Annotated in this window: 12 protein-coding genes; 5 read left to right on the top strand and 7 right to left on the bottom strand. The window is 46.6% G+C overall.

Annotated features, from left to right (window positions below):
* Position 1 precedes the first annotated feature (1 nt).
* From IKG78_RS07915 to IKG78_RS07895, 5 genes are all read left to right on the top strand, one after another.
* A complete protein-coding gene (locus tag IKG78_RS07915; RefSeq protein ID WP_290942011.1) occupies positions 2-553 on the top strand; it encodes a hypothetical protein in 552 nt (183 codons plus the stop codon).
* A 122-nt stretch (positions 554-675) separates the two neighbouring features.
* Positions 676-927: a hypothetical protein gene (locus IKG78_RS07910; protein WP_290942008.1), complete on the top strand. Its 252-nt coding sequence runs from the start codon at positions 676-678 to the stop codon at positions 925-927.
* 257 nt (positions 928-1,184) lie between these two features.
* Complete coding sequence (locus IKG78_RS07905) at positions 1,185-1,856, top strand: hypothetical protein (RefSeq protein WP_290942005.1); 672 nt, start codon at positions 1,185-1,187, stop codon at positions 1,854-1,856.
* 131 nt (positions 1,857-1,987) lie between these two features.
* Positions 1,988-3,259 carry a hypothetical protein gene (locus IKG78_RS07900; protein ID WP_290942002.1) on the top strand — a complete coding sequence of 424 codons (1,272 nt, stop codon included), beginning with the start codon at positions 1,988-1,990 and terminating at the stop codon, positions 3,257-3,259.
* The gene (locus IKG78_RS07895; RefSeq protein WP_290941999.1) at positions 3,256-4,026 is read left to right on the top strand and encodes a sulfite exporter TauE/SafE family protein; all 771 of its coding nucleotides are present in this window, start codon (positions 3,256-3,258) and stop codon (positions 4,024-4,026) included. The genes IKG78_RS07900 and IKG78_RS07895 overlap by 4 nt, the downstream gene beginning before the upstream one ends.
* 3 nt (positions 4,027-4,029) lie before the next feature.
* Here IKG78_RS07895 and IKG78_RS07890 read toward each other — a convergent pair whose 3' ends face one another.
* From IKG78_RS07890 to eno, 7 genes are all read right to left on the bottom strand, one after another.
* Positions 4,030-4,977 (bottom strand): hypothetical protein, encoded by a 948-nt coding sequence (locus IKG78_RS07890; RefSeq protein WP_290941996.1) that lies wholly within the window; start codon positions 4,975-4,977, stop codon positions 4,030-4,032.
* A 482-nt stretch (positions 4,978-5,459) separates the two neighbouring features.
* Positions 5,460-5,924: a GIY-YIG nuclease family protein gene (locus IKG78_RS07885; RefSeq protein ID WP_290941994.1), complete on the bottom strand. Its 465-nt coding sequence runs from the start codon at positions 5,922-5,924 to the stop codon at positions 5,460-5,462.
* Positions 5,925-6,333: 409 nt separating this feature from the next.
* Positions 6,334-7,668, bottom strand: coding sequence for a Na+/H+ antiporter NhaA (gene nhaA, locus IKG78_RS07880; protein WP_290941991.1), 1,335 nt, complete (start codon positions 7,666-7,668; stop codon positions 6,334-6,336).
* A gap of 63 nt (positions 7,669-7,731) precedes the next feature.
* On the bottom strand, positions 7,732-10,761 hold the full coding sequence (locus tag IKG78_RS07875; RefSeq protein WP_290941989.1) for a response regulator: 3,030 nt from the start codon (positions 10,759-10,761) through the stop codon (positions 7,732-7,734).
* Between the two features lie 7 nt (positions 10,762-10,768).
* On the bottom strand, positions 10,769-14,551 hold the full coding sequence (locus IKG78_RS07870; RefSeq protein WP_290941986.1) for a response regulator: 3,783 nt from the start codon (positions 14,549-14,551) through the stop codon (positions 10,769-10,771).
* A 138-nt stretch (positions 14,552-14,689) separates the two neighbouring features.
* Entirely contained in the window at positions 14,690-15,856 is a 1,167-nt protein-coding gene (locus IKG78_RS07865) for a phosphoribosyltransferase family protein (protein WP_290941983.1), read from the bottom strand.
* Positions 15,857-16,064: 208 nt separating this feature from the next.
* Complete coding sequence (gene eno, locus IKG78_RS07860) at positions 16,065-17,492, bottom strand: phosphopyruvate hydratase (protein WP_290941980.1); 1,428 nt, start codon at positions 17,490-17,492, stop codon at positions 16,065-16,067.
* Between the last annotated feature and the right edge of the window lie 74 nt (positions 17,493-17,566).

The following is a 17,566-nucleotide window of genomic DNA, read 5'->3' as shown; positions in this document are numbered from 1 at the left end:
TATGGCTACGAGTAAAAATATCATTTTAGTCTTTTTATTGGTATGCGCACTGTTCGGCAATGCATTAGCACAAAGAATGTCACCATGGCATGAAACATGGCACATTACAAAGCACAACGAAACAAGCATAAACAACACCAATATGGAAATAGACAGTGTCGAATTTTACGAAAAATTGATAGAGAAATACAATGAAGACGCTTCATACTCACAAAATGTCGTCGGCATAATAATTGGAGCGCCCTTATCTTTCATAGGCTCCCTTTTTTTTATCACAGGATTATATCAAGCAAATACATCGAACGGGTTTGAAGCACTCGGAGGAGCAATTGCTGTTATTGGATCAATTCCTTTACTTCTTATAGGTCTTCCTGTTTATATATATAACAGGAGTAAATACAGTGAGCATAAAAGAAATGCTGATATACGCGATGATTACCAAAATGCGTTGAACAAGTACAAACAAAAAAAGAAATCGGCCCAACTCATAATTGCCCCTGCCGTAAATTTACTTAGCGCCGGTGGCGGCATCAATGCGGTACTCCAATTCTAGCCGCCATCGCAGGCGACAAGATTTCGCTTACGCTCCCCGCAAAATCCATCACCGCGATAATCGCAACGTCTGAAAAGCCGAAAGTTGTCGATTCCACGAATTCGATTAAGTATAGGCGTTCGATGGGCAGCGTCAAAAATATTCAAACAAATTACAGCATTGCAACGCAAGGCAGAAACATTACTGTGAACAGGATTGCAAATTCGTCAGGAAATTCGAAAAACAATTACTCGCTCGTCAATGCGATTGGGCAGGTTATCAAAAGCGGAATGTGGAACTTCAATGCAGGCTCTTTAAACATTGCAGTGCCGCATTCGGGCAAGTTCATTCTCCGCGTCGGTAAGGAACATTATCACATACAAGTGATGCAGTAGGGCTAGGTTTTTGTAAAGATAAATGTCTTAGATCCTCGATCAGGTCGAGGATAACGAAGAAGGGAATCCTATCGCTGCACTACGTTCCGCTCCAGAATAACATAGGTGAAGTCCTTGATTAATCTCTCTTAGCATTGCAAATGTGCAAGATATTGCGCATTTATTGAATAAAAATGCAAAAAACGTTTTTTTTTACAAAATACGTAACATTTTATTTACTCATAGTATATATTTACAAAAAATAAGGAGAAAATTTTATGGCAAATTGCAGAAATATCTTTTTCGCCATTTTACTGTGTGGTTCGTTTTTCTGCAACGTATTCGCTACAGAGAGTCAAGCAAATCTAATAGAAAACAATGAACCAGCGTTTATTGACTTGAACAAACTCACTTCACAAAAGCAAAAAAACATTGTCAAACCCAACACACAACAGAATAACACAATAAACATTGCCGCAATCGACAGCACCATTCTTTACTACGAAGATTTAATTACTCAAGAAAATAAAAAAGCAAACTATAAACCAAATGTTACCGGAATCGCTGTTGGAGGTAGCGTAACTGGTGTAGGTATAGCTTTTCTCATTTGGGGAATAACATATAACCCAAGCAAAAAAGAATCTTCATCATCCAAAAAAAACAATTCAATCAAAGATAATGCGAATGCTTTTGGTGAAGCCATGGGAAACGCATTAGCGGCTGCTATGTTGGTTGTTACAGGTGTTGTTTGCACTCTTACCGGATTTGCTGTTTTAGGATATAATGTTAATAAATACAAAGAACATAAAAAGCATGCCGTTAAGCGGGACGAATATAAAGAGGCTTTGGAACAATACAAATTGCAAAAACAATCTGTACAAATTACAATCATCCCCACAGTGAATTTGGCAAGTGCCGGCGGCGGCATCAACGCGGTATTGCAGTTCTAAGAATAAGAAGAATCATTAAATCCTCGATCAAGTCGAGGATGACAACGCCCCAACCACTGTTTACTAACCACTAGCCACTAAAAAATTATTATCTTTAGTCCTGTAATTAACGAAATTTTTCGGAGCGTTTCATGTCAAAATCGACGGTTCTCGTTCAAGCAGCAGCAATCACCGCAGCATTTTCGCTCACCGCGTGCATCGCCTACCAATGCCCTTCTCCAGATACAGCTCCCGCTGAAAAAACGCAGACGTCTATCATTTTAGGGCAAGACACAGTTCAAGCCGCAGAAACACAAACTGGCACTTACTCCGAAATGCAGGTTGTCACAGGCGACAGCGCAACGCAAATCCTTGACCAGTTCAAGTTGACAACTCCCGACCAACCCCAGGATGCAACGCCGACGGTTCTCGTACAAACTAGAGTCGATACGGTCTTGATGATGTTGCCGCCTTGCGACAAGACGCACTTTTCGCACTGCACGCTCGAAACGACGATGGACCCATACAAGGCTTTCCCCGCACTCGCCAATTACGTGTTCAGCTATGCCGATACGCTCAACAGAGCGGGCCAAAGCGATTCCGCTTCTGTTATCCTAAACAGTTTTTCTTCGATGGCTCCGATGTGGCAACAATGGCAAGCCCAATCGGACACGTTGCGTGACGCATTCGGGAAACGTCGCGAAGAAAAAGCGAAAGAGTTCGAATCAATGGCTCTCCAGATTCAGAACATGAACCGCGTACAGTCTTCGTACAGCATGGTCGCCGAAACGGCAGACAGCTTGATTGCACAGCTCGCACCGGGCGATTCGCTTGCCAACTGGGCCAAAGGCCAAAAGCAAATCGCTTATACGAACACGCTAAAGAAAGCGACGAAAGAATTTAACGGAATCAAGGCTCTCGCCGATGAAAAATCTCAATTCGCCGAAGCCCGCAAGCAAACCGAAGAATTCCGCATCCGCTACCGCGATTTCGAAGACACGCTTCACGTACAGGCGTTCATCGACCACATTGCAGAACTCGAAAAAGCAGTCGATTCCGAAACCGCAAAAATGTGGGAAAAGAACGACCCCGAACAAGCTCTCGCCAAGGTCGATACGCTTATCGCCACCGAGAAATTCGACAAGGCAAAAGATTTGCTGAACAAGCTCAAGTCGAGCAAGCTCCGCAAAGAAGCAAACGAAAAATACATCGTCCTCGCCGACGCTTACTGTAACAAGCAACGCAAAGCGACATCGCAATTCTTTGCAAAATCGCAAAAGCAAACAGACGAAGCCAAGAAAAAGAAATTGCTGAACGACGCCATCGCAGCGCTTGACAAGTGCCTTGCGGAATACCCGGAAACAACGCAAAAAGAAAAAGTCGAAAGCAACAAGAAGTTCATCGAAAAGGAACTCGGCAAGTGACAGACTGGTGGTATTACGCCCAATATCCAGCATTCTTTATATTGGGCGGAGTCGTAAGCCTCATCAACAGCATTGCCGGAGGCGGCTCTACGCTTAGCCTCCCCATCATGATTTTTCTCGGGCTCCCTGCAACTGTCGCAAACGGTACGAACCGCATCGGGCTTATCATCGGGAATTTCAGCAGCGCGTTGAACCTCGCTCGGCACGGTTATTTGAACAAAAAATTATTCTTGCAACTCCTCGCGCCGACATTTTTAGGAGCGCTGATTGGCGCGTGTTTTTTAGTCCGCATTGGAGACAAACTGTTCCAAGCGATTCTCGCGGTTGTTATTTGCCTTGTGGTCGTGATGAGCAACTTGCGCAAGGACATTCTCGGCAAGCCTCCCGAAGTTCCGCCAGCAAAGCTCACGATTAAAGGCGCCCTCGGTTTTTTCGCCATCGCTATTTACGGTTGCATTGTGCAAGTCGGCGTCGGCTTCGTACAAATTTTCGGGCTTACGCGTTACACCGGACTTGACCCCATTCACGTGAACGCTCTCAAGAACGCACTTACCAATGTATTTTTACTCGTAAGCACGATCGCTCTTGGCGTTGCAGGAAAAATCGACTGGCCCATCGCCCTCGTCATGGCAGCAGGAGCGTGGCTTGGCGGCTACCTCGGCAGTTTTACACAGCGCAAAAAAGGCAACAAGTTCATTCAGCGATTCATCAGCGTTTGCAGCATCGGCATGGCAATCGCCCTCGTCATAGACTTGATTGCAAAATAAAACCTAGCTCACAATGTTTCGGTGACGTTCGACGAGTTGCTTTAAACTGATGGAATCTCTTTTTTCTTGTTCCGTTTTCAAGTCCGCCATAATTTGTGCAAAATAATTTGCTTTTTCAGTCTTTCCCGCCAAATACATTTCTTCGTAATTTCTCTGGGCGACCGTAAGCACTTCGGGATAAAAGCTCGATGAAAAGCCATACTTATTGCAGGTTTCAGCCATGTCGTCATCGGTGACGCTTTTATAGTCAAAATCGGCCCTATTGACAAGCGCAATCATATCGTCAACAATATCGCACAGCACTTCGTGGGAAGACGAAAAACGAGCACGCAAAAAACTGCAATACACCGCTTCTTTATACATCTTTTTATTAATAAAATAATCTTTCAGGAATCGGAAGCAATGGACCAAATCGTTCGAACGGTACGCACATTTCATGGCAGAAATCGTCTCTTGGAGCAGCTCATCCCAGTGGCCTTCTGCACTGCTTAGCATCGCAAACAAGATTCTGCATTTTGCCGACGTCGGGTTCCACTTGATAGCTTCGTTCACCGCATTCCGTGCACCATCATAATCCCCTAAATCCAAAGAAGTCAAAGCGTATTGGCGGTAAATCCAATCCGCAGGACATACGGCACTGATATTTTTTATCTGTTGATTTGAAGAAGCTTGGTAGTAGTGCAGATAAAGTGCCCACTCCATCCTGTCAGAAATAGAAACGAACGTAACCGAATCATTTGATACGAACGGATGATTTTTCAAAGCCTCCATCAACGGGGCAATAATTTTCAGCGATTTCTGATAATCTTTACGTTTATATGCTTCAAGGGACAAATCCAAAATTTCCATCACGCCATTTCGACCGCCAACATCTTCGAGCTTTTGTCGCATGATGGCGGCTTTGATCTGGAACAGATCCTCTAAATTTTTTGCAGCTTCGATGGATAGCATAATCGACGTTCAAAAAAGATTCAGTAATAAAATACTCATTTTTAAATCGAAAAGCAGCCACCACCATCACAAACACGCCATTAAGGACTCTTCAACCCAAAATTTGGCAAATGCGCGAACCCTTGACCGATACTTATAGAAAAAGTATATTATCTCTGTATTCTTAATCCCCATACGTGGGGCAAGTTGAACTCTCTGCTTGATGTCGCAGCAAACGCTGCAGGAACCCTTTGGGGAGGCGGGCCCCTAACTTTCAACGTAGAGCACAAGGGCACAATATTAGGAGTAAATATGGCTACATCAAGCATTACGCATAATTTTGTGATAAGTCCTGAAGGCTCAAAGCGTTTTGCAGAGTCTTTGGAACGCGCAGAAAAGCTTGCATCTATACCAAGACCTCATTTTAATGGGCGTATATTAACCGACACGTCGGAAATCTTAGCATTTTTGGCCAAGAACCGACCGAATGGAAAATAGACGTTTCACTTTTCCTGATTTTTTTTCGTGGAAACTTTCTTTCGAGATTCTTGGCTCTCGCAAGATTTCAATTTTTCACGGGCTCTCGCTTTTTCACGACGGATTCTTGAGGCACGCTTTTTGAGTGTTTCGCCGAGGCCAGCAAGCAATTCTGATTCCAGCGTTTTGTCGCCAGCGGCGAGGAGTTCTTTTTGCGGGCGTTTGAGCTTTTTAATGCGAGCTTCCAAGCGGAGGGCGTATTTGTAATCTGGCAATTCAAATGTGCGTAAAACGCATTCGGGAGGGAACGCCCTTGTAAACTTAGCCCCTCGCCCACTGCAATGTTCTTCATAGCGAGCTTGCACGTCAACGGCATAGCCCGTGTAAATGCGGTCACCCTTGCAACGGAGCATATAGACGAAATGAGGCATATTAGACGAGAGACGACAAATGCGGAGGGCGAGCGTTCGCGGGGGTGCTCGCACACCCATGACCGAGCCCAGCATTTGGTATATGAGCCGAAGGCGAATATACAAAGACGAGAGACGAGAGATTAGTAAACAGTGGTTGGTGGTTAGTGGTTAGGATTTAAATTAAAAGTGGTTGGTGATTAGTGGTTAGTGATTTGAGTCTGTCACCCCGCACTTGTTGCGGGGTCAGTTATTGCTTAGTTTGCAAGCCGATCCCGGAACAGAGTCCGGGATGACATTTCCTGTTTACTCGCCATTGCTTACTAGGACTGTGACTGGATCCTATCGCCAAGTGCTATTCAAGAAATAATGGTTTCTATCGGCACTCCGTGCCTCCAGAATGACAGGCTCCAGGATGACAGATCGAGGATGACGGCTTCGAGAACAATTATTCCTCACCTCCAACTTCCTACCGACTACTGTCTACTTCCTACTGCTTATTCTTCTTCGATACGATGCTCATGTAAATTGTGCCAAGAATTGCAGCACTGAAGCTTCCGAGGAGAATTCCAAGCTTTGCAGAATCCTTGTTCGAGCCGTCTTCAAAGGCAAGGCCTGCGACAAAGAGAGCCATCGTAAATCCGATACCGGCAAGCATGCCGCCGCCCCAGAGCACCTTCCAGGAGTAGCTCGGTTTCTTGGAAACGCCAATCTTTACAGACAACAGGCTGAAGAGGAAAATTCCAATCGGCTTGCCGAACACAAGGGCGAGCGCAACAGCACTAAGTACAGGAACATCCAAACCGCCAAGCTTGATTTCGACACCAGCATTCGAGAGAGCGAAGATCGGCATAATCGCAAAGTTCACCCACGGCACGAGAGGCTTGTACAAACGTTCCTGCATCGAGACACTTTCACGGGCGCCACGCTGGAGCAAATTGAACACGCGGTACTTTTCTTCGCCAGAAACCTTCTCGTCGCCAGAAAGCACATCGCCCACGCTATTCGCAAAATTGGCGACCATACCCTTTGCAACGACCGGCTTTGCAGGAACAGAGAGGCCAAGCAGCACGCCCGCAATCGTCGGGTGCACGCCGGACTTGACAAAGAACGCCCAAATGGCAACGCCGATCACGCCATGCAAAAGCAAGTTGCGAACGCCAATACGGAAAAGCAAGTTAATCAAGACGAGGAGAGCAAAAGCGGTTCCCAGAGCCGCAAAATTGATGCCGTCGCCGCTCGGATATCCAATAGCAATCACGAGAATCGCGCCGATATCGTCTGCAATCGCAAGCGTCAAAATCATCACGCGGAGCGCATGCGGCACCTTCTTGCCCAAAATCGCCATGCAGCCGACCACGAACGCGATATCCGTCGCCGTCGGGATTCCCCAGCCGTGTGACGTTCCCGGAGGACAAAGCGCCAAGTAAATGAGCGCCGGGAACAGCATACCACCCGCGGCAGCGATAATCGGGAGGCTCGCCGCCTTCGGGTCATGAAGTTCGCCATACGTCATTTCGCCCTTGACTTCGAGCCCGATGTTGAAGAAGAATATCGTCATCAAGGCATCGTTAATGAACCAGTGCAAATCGCCCGTGCCCACCCAGCTGCCAATCGTCACTACGAACGGCAAATGCCAAAAATGCTCGTACGATTCAGGACTGAGGTTCGCCCAGACGAGGGCTGCAAGTGTCATAATGATAAGCACTATGCCGCCAGTCGTCTCCACCTTCATGAGGCGTTCTATCGGGGTGATAATCTTACGTACCGGGGTTTCCGGAAACATGTCTTCAATTTTATCGCTGCTAGTTACTCGTGCTGACATATGCAAATCAATATAGATAAGTTTTTCAAAAAATTTTTCGCGTCCATCATTTTTTACGCAATATTACAAGAACTTCGAAAGCACATCCTTCAACTTTTCAATACTGACCGGCTTTGCGATATGCTCGTTCATGCCAGCCTCGAAAGAAGCCTTGCGGTCTTCGTCAAAGGCGTTTGCGGTCATAGCGACAATCGGAATTTCGGCCACGTCCTTGTTCTCGAACGCGCGAATGCACTTTGTCGCTTCGTAGCCGTCCATCACAGGCATGCGGACATCCATCAACACTAGGTCGAACGGTCTCGACGACGCCTTCGAAAGCATCTTCACGGCAATATCGCCATCTTCCACAGCCGTCACGATAAAACCGTTGTCCTGCAAAAGTTCCATCGTGATTTCGCGGTTGAGGATATTGTCTTCGACCAAAAGAATTTTCTTTCCGGCAAAGCCCGATTGCTCAACTTCAATCGAATTGACTTCATTCTTTTTCGACTGCACCAGCTTGAATTCAAACGTCACGGTAACTTCCGTACCGACGTTCAAGCGGCTCGCAATTTCAATTTGACCGCCCATGATTTCAACGGTGTTTTTCGTTATGGCAAGCCCAAGGCCCATGCCGCGAACATCACTCGATGCGGCAACCCCTCTCGTAAACGGTTCATAGACCGTCTTGAGGAAATCTTCGCTCATGCCGATACCGTTGTCCTTGATGCAGAACACGTAAGCCGCATAGCTCGACTTCGAAAGAGGAGCTTCCTTGACGCTCATCGAAATAGAACCGCCCTCTTTCGTGAACTTGATCGAATTCGAAAGAATCTTAAGCAAGACCTGACGCAAGCGATCCTTGTCACAGACAATTTCTTCATCATTGATGTCGGCGTAATCAATTTCGAATTTTAAATCTTTTTCCCGCAAATCGGCCCGAACGTCGCGTTCCACTTCGTGAATAATTTCAAACAAGTGCGTGGGAGATTCGTTGAGATCAAACTTGCCCGATTCAATACGGCTCATGTCAAGAATGTCGTTAATGATGGAAAGCAAGCGGTCAGAACTTTGATCGATCTTGATCAAGCAATCCCTGACACGATCTTTATCATCCAAATGCGAAGATGCCAGTTCTGTAAGTCCGATAACCGCATTCAACGGCGTACGGATTTCGTGGCTCATGCTGTTCAAGAATTCCTTTTTCGCATTATTTGCAGATTGTGCCGACGACAGAGCCTGTTTCAAAGCCTCGGCCTGACTTTCGAGCTGTTCCTTCTGTTCCAACTGCAAGCGGGTCGATTCATCGACGCTGATAAATCCTGCGACAATCTGTTCCCGTGCATCGGGGGCTTTACCCACCATCACGAACTTCAACTGCCAATATTCAACAGTGCCGTTAATAATCATTCTAAAGTTCACATAATACGCATTCTTTGACGAAAGCTTATTTACAACAACATCACGATTCGTCATCTCCAAGAATTTTTGACGATCATCTGGGTGAACAAGCGTATTGGCAATCAAATTCAAGCGATCTTCAAAATTTCCGACCTTTTTCCAGTTCGGGTTATCGGCCCAATCATTTTTCTTGACGTAATAAAGATGGTCTTCCTTTGTCGCCGGATTGATAAAGCTAACTAGAGAGAAGTCTTCCGAAAGTCCGTTGATAACAGACAACCTTTCTCTTTCAGCCTCGATAGCCACCTTTTCGTCGTTCACGTCTTCGACGCCGATAATCACATAACCCTGTCCCTTGGCATCGGCAAAGCCAATCAGCGTATGGCGAATCCAAACCCAGTTACCATTGATAAAGCAACGCATATCAACAATACGCCTCGATTCAGAATTGCTCATAACTTCAAGGAAGGATTTCTTGTTGAATACGCTATGGCAAAGTTCCAAATCGTCCTTGTGGATCTTCGTCAATTCATCATCGTTCATGATATCGTAAATCGAAGCATTCAAGTCGAAACGACTTGTAATTTCCTTATACAAATCATTTTTAGCATTGGAATACGCAACGTAAGAACCGGTCTCAGGATTCACGTAATAAATATTGGTAAAATTCTTGGAAAGAAGTCCAAGTAATTTCATTTGCATGTAACGAACTTTACCCACATCATCAAGAGCGGAGCGTTCCGCTTCTTCGGCAAAGCACCGTATCGCCACGCGCCGCAAAAGGATAAAATAAGCGACAAAGAACAAGAACACGCCTATTCCCAAGCAAAGGAAAATAAAACGAATCTTGCGAATATCGCTCATTGCATACTCTTCAGGAGACGAGATTAAAATGCTCCAATTACCAATTTCTATAGGACGGAAATAAATGCAATTGGAACTTTCCCAATAATTTTCAATGCACGCCTGCCCTTCTTTACCAGCAAGGATGCTATCGACAATGGCGGAGAACAAACCACTTTCATTGTCCTTTTCATTCTTATAATCAAAAATGCTCTTCAACGAATCGTGTTCCGTATCCGCCACGAATCTGCCATCTTCGCGATTGACGACATAGACAAACATTTTGCGGTCATAGCCCTTTTCAGTCCGCAAATACTGATGGATCAGTCCCAAGCTATAGCTCCAAAAAATCATGGCAACCGTTTGCCCTTGATTTTTTACAGGAACAAAATGGTATAGGAATTTTTCATTCTGGTCATCACCTTCAAGGCGAACAGTCACATGCGCTTCTGTCGTTTTTTCTTTTTCATAAGAAAGCCCCATCGCAGAAGCCTGAGTGACAAGGCCATTCGGCAGAATCACCGTATCGCCCGGCAAGAGGACATTGATTTTTTGGTCCTTTAAAAAAGGCCGCATGTCCTTGAGCCATGACTGCACACTATCGACGGAATACTCCGAGCGATCTTCCAATGAAGTCGCCACAAACTGGAGCGTTCCGCCGTAATGCAGATTATTTATAATAAATTCATGCGATACGACATTCGCATATTCTTGAAGCCTACTAAAACAACTATCCTTGACAATCTTCAAAATTTTCTGACACGAAAATAAAAAAGACAAAGCGGCAACAACAACAAGAACTATAGCGAAAATAAAGTGATCGCGACGCATCACCTTTTCACTGTGAACATCATCAATATTTTTAATCATTCATTCATCACTTTTTAAGAAACCTTGCCAAAATATACTTCATTTTTTCAAGGTCTATCGGTTTTGCAATATGCTCGTTCATGCCTGCGTCAAAAGCTGCGCGACGGTCTTCTTCAAAGGCGTTCGCGGTCATGGCGATAATCGGAATGTTCGACTTGTACTTTTCTTTGAGAGCGCGAATTTCATGAGTCGCCGTAAAGCCGTCCATCACAGGCATCTGCACATCCATAAGGATAAGGTCATATTGCCCCGGCGTAGAAGATTTCATCATTTCAACAGCTTCACGGCCATTTTCCGCCGTAAAGACTTTAAGTCCATAATCCGCCAGAACATCGCATGCGATTTGCCGGTTCATTTCGTTATCTTCAACAAGCAAGATTTTCTTGCCCGCAAAATTGAAGTTGAACGACAACGGCTTTTTCCCAACACAGTTCTGATCATGCAGCATAAAATCAATATCGATGACAACCTCGGTTCCCTTGTCCTCTTCGCTAGAGATTTCAATAGAACCGTCCATCATCTCGACAATGTTCTTTGTAATGGACATGCCAAGACCCGTCCCTTGGATGCCGCTCACCGTCGAAGAATTCGCCCGCGTAAACGGTTCGTAAATTTTCTTCAAGAACTCGGCGTTCATCCCCATGCCGTTATCGCGGACTCGGAATTTAAAATGCGCGGCACCTAGCTTTGCCGATTTCATTTCGTCAATCAAGAACTCGACAGAACCGCCGTCATGCGTGTATTTAATCGCATTCGACAACACGTTGAGCAACACTTGATTCAAGCGTAGCTTGTCGCACATGATTCCGGCATTGGTCACGTTCATTTGAACTTCAAACGTCAGTTTTTTCGCATGGAGATCCGCCTGGACAATATCCTTGAGTGCGTCGATAATTTCATAGAGGTTTTCTGCATTTTCTGCAATCACCATCTTGCCCGATTCAATGCGGCTCATATCAAGCACATCGTTGATGAGCGATAGCAGATGATTCGAGCTTTGAGCAAGTTTTTTCAAATAATCCAGAACAAGTTCTTTTTCGTCAATGTGGGCAATTGCAAGCCCCGTAAAGCCGACAATGGCGTTCATCGGCGTGCGGATATCATGGCTCATGTTCGAGAGGAACGCCGTCTTTGCACGGTCAGACGACTGCGCCATCGAAAGAGCCTTTTGCAACATTATTTGCTGTTTTTCGAGCAAGTCGTTCTGTTCTGCAATCTTTGCGTCCAGTTCATTTTTCTCAATCTGGTCATCGCTCAAAAGCATAAAAGAAAGCACGAACGATACGACCTCGTTGTCGTCATTGCGTTCAATAGTCGTAAACTTCGCCCGCAGCCATTCGCCACTTTCAATCTTGAATTCCAGCTCACGCTGGTCGGCGTTCTTCAAAAAATTTTGCACATAGAACAAGTTCGACAGCTTACGCCAATCCTGTTCATACTCCGCTTGCACAATTTCGCTTATTTTCTTGACTTCGTAAGAATAAGTGCTATACGCGGGCCGCTTATCCACCAATGAAAGGTTAGAAGATTTGATGGTGCGGAACGAATTGTCTTCGACATTCACAAAGTAAATGGACACGTAGTCATCATACAAAATATCGTTCACGAAATCCTTGAGAATCAAATCATCCTTTTCGGCAAGGCACAACGCAACAGCTTTCGGGCTATCGAATTCGTTGCCGACTTTCACGAACTTCATTTCGCAATAATGAGGCCGACCTTCGACATTGCCGCGATACGTTGTAATAAATGTCTTTTGCAGCGCTAGCTCTTTCTTGATATTTTCAAGGGCACCCGCATAGCGTACCATCTGACGGTCACGTTCCCAGACCACGTTTTCGACAAATTCGTCAAACACGTCGGAATACGAAATACCCGTACGGAAACTGCTCCCGAACAGCGATTCCGATTCCTTGTTCATCGAATAAGGCGTAATGGAATCCTTTTCCAAATCGATGTAATAAACCGACGAATATTCCGACGCAAGAACATCGATAATTTCCAAATCCTGTTCGATCTTTTTCTGATGTATGCGGACCGTGCGGATTTGTTCATCCTTGTCGGCAAAGCCAATCACAAAAGCTTTCTGCTTCTTGTTAACACCAACGACTTTGCATTCGCAAAACCTGTCTGCATAGTTCAAGTATTCAAAACTCGTGATGCCGGTCTTCTGGAGAATCGGTTTTAAGTTTTTCAGCGAAAGCTTTCTTGCGACAACATCCGCATTTTCGGGAGAGACCACTTTACTCACAATAAAGTCAATCGCCCCGCTATAAGTCATTTCACTGAGGGAGTTGCCCAACAGCTTTTGGATGTTGGCATTCAGCTTGTGCGGAGTCACTTGGTCCGCTTCGAGGTCGCAATAGAAAATGCACGAATAATCCGATGCCAAAAGCGAGGTCACGGCGGCATCTTCGTCCATGCGTTTTCTGCGGTTGATTTCGTTTTCGGCAAACCCCGCCACGAACTTGAGCAACGTAAAGCTCTTCAGCGATTCTTTCGGATTGTCCAGCACGACAAAGCCATAACGCCGTTCACTGGACACAATCGTCGATACGCTAATGCTCTTTACATCCTGCACCGGCAAAATGCTATACAGTTTTTCCCAAACGCCGGATTCATCATTTTGCGAATCGAGATAGACGGCATCCCTATCGCCAACAGTCTTTATCCACGGATGAACAATTTCAAACGGAAGCCGCTGAAGAATCGCCTTGTTGGACTTCACCCCTTTCCGGCACCATTCATACGTGCTGTTGAGATTCAACCTCTCCTTGTCGCATTCCAGAATATAAGCCCTGTCCGCCTTGTAAAAAGAGGCAAGCGTCGAAAGCACATCTTCAATGGCATCCTTTGAGCGTTTTTCCTTATAAAGAACATCTATACAGTCCCGGATGGCCGCATCTTGCTTCTGCTGTTCCGAAACATTGTACGCAACCATCATCGACTGGTACTCATTCAAAATTTCATTTTTGGACACATAGCAGACAAAGCGGCTGTAATGCCAACCGATATGCGGTGAATAGAACCTGCATGTGTATTCCGGGATAGAATCGCCCTTTTGGAACTGCTCGATAAGCGATTTCGCCGAAAGATGCTGGACAAACGCATCCCGGTATTCCTTATCGACAAGCTGGTTCGCAATTCGATCCACTACAGCACTGTAAGACGGGAAATCGGAGCCAAAAAAGCCGCTCACATCTTCGGATTTTCCCTCGACAATTTGGACGAACGGCCTATAGACCTTATCCTCGGATAGATTCACCTTGAAGTAACTGTAAGCCTTGTCGAGAATCGCCTTGCCGTACAATTTTTCATTGAGGGTCCTCAAGAAACTTTCGCGTTTTGCGTCCAAGTCCATCGCCTTGATTTCATCACGCAATTCTTCTTCGGTCGTCTTTTGAATCAAGGCAAGTTCGGTAATATCCCGATGCCAGCCTTCGAGCCGGACCCCCTTTTTATAATCAAAATTACGGGACCCGCCGCAACGAACAAAACGGACGTGGCCGTCAGGCGCATGCCACGGATACTGAATTTCGGCCTTCTCGCCCGCGCTCATCTTATCGACATACGCTTTGACTTCAGCAAAATGCTCCGGGTCGATATTGTCGAACCAAGCATGGAAAATATCTTCGCTCGAAAGCCCCGCATCAAGCCCAAGCAACTTGAGCATGGTTTTATCAGCGAACATTCGGGGAGCCTGGCCATCGTCAATTTCGACAGCCCAAAGTCCAATGCCCACACCCTCCAAGATATCAACAGTCAACGGTATCGATTTTTCTTCAGTCATAGGAATCCCAATTATCACCTTATAAAAATAATACCATTTATCATTAAAATTCCAAACCAGTGAAATTTTTACCCTTTTCCCCTAAAAAAGAAATCCCGGACGTTGCCGCCCGGGACTCTTTTCCATATACAACAAATTTTAGAAGAATGCAGGCGGCCAACGCGGGTTCTTGGAAGACATATCGATCTTGTAGAAGTCCTTCTGGAAGCGTCCGTCGTCCATGCCGTACATCTGCATCACGTGGCGTGCAATCCACTTGCCGAGCTTGAGCACGGTGAGTTTCTTGCGGAGGCGGCCCTGGCAGTCGCGGTTCATGATGTCCGGGAGCGTAGAGGTCGTGAGGATTTCGTCAATCGCCGGGCTGTTGAGCTTTTCGCGAGCTTCGGCACTGGTGTGGAAGTGCGTAACACCGAAGCAGACGCGGTTGGGGTTGCCCTTCTTGATGTGTTCACAGCACTGAACAATCGTCGTACCGGTGCGGACCATGTCGTCGAACACGATTACGTCCTTGCCTTCGATTTCTTCGATGCTGATGTCAGAGAGTTCCGGGTTGAACGTCATAGAGATTTCGCGTTCGCCCGTGCGAACCTTGTCCATCACCACGCGCTTGCATTCCGGGAGCTGGAGAGCGTCGAACACGGCGTTCATGAACGGGCGTGCGCCCTTGTCCGGGGAGACAATCACGAGATTGTTGCCGTCCTTACCGGTCTGGACAAAGTTGCTGTTCTTGATGTAGTGGGCGTAAACGTCCGTCGGGATCAAGTTGTGGAAGTTGCCTTCAAAAATTTCGTTGAAGAGGTTCTGCACCTTGATGCTGTGGTTGTGGCAAGTGACAACGGCATCGACACCGGCGGTCTTCAAAAGCTGGGCGTAAAGGAGGCTCGTGAAAGCCTGACCGTCGAACTTTTTAAGGTCGATATCCGGGCGGTCCTTTTCGAGTTCGCCAACGCGGTGCGGGCCGCGGTCCTGGGCGCTGTAGAAGAGGTCCGGTTCAACCAACACGACCTGTTCGGCACCGTTGTCCTTGGCGGCGCGAGCGAGGATGCAGTTGCGCATAGCGTAGTCGTTGCGGCTGCGTTCGTGGTTCGAAACCGAGCAAATCAAGACAATCTTGCCTTCAAGACGATTGCCGATATGTTCCATGTCGGCCACATCCAGCATGTAGCGGGGGCAGAATTCGGAGTTGGCGAAAGTCTTCAGGGAGACCACGTCGGAGATATCTTCACGGAGACCGATGTACTGCGCCATGTCGATGGCAAACGGATCATCGGTAAAGTTACCGGTCACGATAAAACGATCTGACATATTTTTGCCTTGATTGAAGGGTTATTTTTGTTTAATCCCAAATATAGTTAGAATTGGGCGGGGTTTCAAGTTTTGAACATCTAAAAAAGCAAAAACAAAATGTCAGGGACATCGCAAATTGCGTGATTTAGAATAAAGTAATTAATCGTTGTACAAAGAAACCGCCCCACATGGGAGCGGCTTCTCTTAGTAACTCTAAAAAATTAGATTACTTAGCCTTCTTAGCGCAGCCCTTCTTGCAAGCGGCCTTCTTTGCCGGAGCAGAAGCCTTGGCACCCTTGCGCGGATCGCCAGCATAGACAGCAGCCTTGCCGAGTTCTTCTTCGATGCGGAGGAGGCGGTTGTACTTGCAGACGCGGTCCGTACGAGAGAGGGAACCAGTCTTGATCTGGCCAGCGGCAGTACCGACGGCGAGGTCAGCAATGAAGGTGTCTTCGGTTTCGCCAGAACGGTGAGAAACGATCGGAGCATAGCCTTCAACCTGAGCGCGCTTGATAGCAGCGAGGGTTTCAGAAACAGAACCGACCTGGTTCACCTTGATGAGGATAGCGTTAGCGATGCCAGCCTTGATGCCTTCGTCGAAGATGGTCGGGTTGGTCACGAACAGGTCGTCACCCACGAGGTTGATCTTGCCACCGAGCTTGTCGGTAAGAACCTTCCAACCTGCCCAGTCAGCTTCATCGAGACCGTCTTCGATGGAGAAGATGGAATACTTGTCGATGAGCTTTTCATAGAGCTTGACCATTTCAGCAGACTTGAGGGTCTTCTTGGTGCTCTTCTTGAACGTGTAAGTAACAGCCTTGGAGCCTTCCTTTTCAGAATCCTTGTCGCAGAATTCAGAAGAAGCAACGTCAAGAGCAATCTTGATGTCCTTGCCGAAAACGTAACCAGCGTTTTCAGTAGCGGTCTTCAAAGCAGCGAGAGCCTTTTCGAGGGTCATCACGTCCTTGATTTCGTAACCGAACTTGTTCTTAGCCGGCTTGATAGCAACGCCAGGAGCAAAGCCACCTTCGTCACCAACCGTCGTGTCGAAACCACCCTTCTTGAGGACAGCCTTAAGAGCGTGGAAGATTTCGGTCACCATCTGGAGACCCTTGGAGAACGTCTTAGCGCCAACCGGAGCGATCATGAATTCCTGGAAGTCGATCGGAGCGGAAGAGTGAGCACCACCGTTGATCACGTTGCACATCGGGCACGGGAGGGTGAGCTTTTCAGTGCCATGGAGCTTAGCAATGTACTGGTAAAGCGGAAGGCCAGCATCCTTAGCAGCAGCGCAGCAAACAGCCATGGAAACGCCGAGGATAGCGTTTGCACCGAGCGTGTTCTTGAGCATGCGGTTGCCGTCGAGTTCGATCATAGCGTCATCAACTTCAGTCTGCTTGGACGGATCCATGCCAACGATCTTCTTAGCGATCTTGGTGTTGACGTTCTTCACGGCAGTGAGAGTGCCCTTGCCGAGATAGGTCTTCTTGTCACCGTCGCGGAGTTCGCAAGCTTCGCGTTCACCAGTGGATGCACCACTCGGAACTGCTGCGTGACCAACGATACCGTTGTCAAGAGTGACATCGACTTCGAGAGACGGATTGCCACGAGAATCCAGGATCTGACGAGCCCAAACTTTAGCGATTTTAGCCATTTTATTAACCTTCTGTTAGAGTGAAAAATTTTTTGTGTTTTAAATATAAAAAAGTAGGAAGTAGGAAGTAGACA

Origin of the sequence: Fibrobacter sp. (assembly GCF_017545445.1) — a bacterium.
In the GTDB taxonomy this organism is placed as follows: Bacteria; Fibrobacterota; Fibrobacteria; order Fibrobacterales; family Fibrobacteraceae; genus Fibrobacter.
Note: the sequence above shows the minus strand (reverse complement) of the source record. Positions and strands in the feature narration are given on the sequence as shown.

Bases quoted from the DNA above. Each gene is read 5' to 3' on its own strand.
- nhaA (WP_290941991.1), bottom strand. From the start codon at position 7,668: ATGTCAGCACGAGTAACTAGCAGCGATAAAATTGAAGACATGTTTCCG.
- IKG78_RS07900 (WP_290942002.1), top strand. From the start codon at position 1,988: ATGTCAAAATCGACGGTTCTCGTTCAAGCAGCAGCAATCACCGCAGCA.
- IKG78_RS07890 (WP_290941996.1), bottom strand. From the start codon at position 4,977: ATGCTATCCATCGAAGCTGCAAAAAATTTAGAGGATCTGTTCCAGATC.
- IKG78_RS07875 (WP_290941989.1), bottom strand. From the start codon at position 10,761: ATGATTAAAAATATTGATGATGTTCACAGTGAAAAGGTGATGCGTCGC.
- IKG78_RS07910 (WP_290942008.1), top strand. From the start codon at position 676: ATGGGCAGCGTCAAAAATATTCAAACAAATTACAGCATTGCAACGCAA.
- IKG78_RS07885 (WP_290941994.1), bottom strand. From the start codon at position 5,924: ATGGGTGTGCGAGCACCCCCGCGAACGCTCGCCCTCCGCATTTGTCGT.
- IKG78_RS07905 (WP_290942005.1), top strand. From the start codon at position 1,185: ATGGCAAATTGCAGAAATATCTTTTTCGCCATTTTACTGTGTGGTTCG.
- eno (WP_290941980.1), bottom strand. From the start codon at position 17,492: ATGGCTAAAATCGCTAAAGTTTGGGCTCGTCAGATCCTGGATTCTCGT.
- IKG78_RS07915 (WP_290942011.1), top strand. From the start codon at position 2: ATGGCTACGAGTAAAAATATCATTTTAGTCTTTTTATTGGTATGCGCA.
- IKG78_RS07865 (WP_290941983.1), bottom strand. From the start codon at position 15,856: ATGTCAGATCGTTTTATCGTGACCGGTAACTTTACCGATGATCCGTTT.
- IKG78_RS07870 (WP_290941986.1), bottom strand. From the start codon at position 14,551: ATGACTGAAGAAAAATCGATACCGTTGACTGTTGATATCTTGGAGGGT.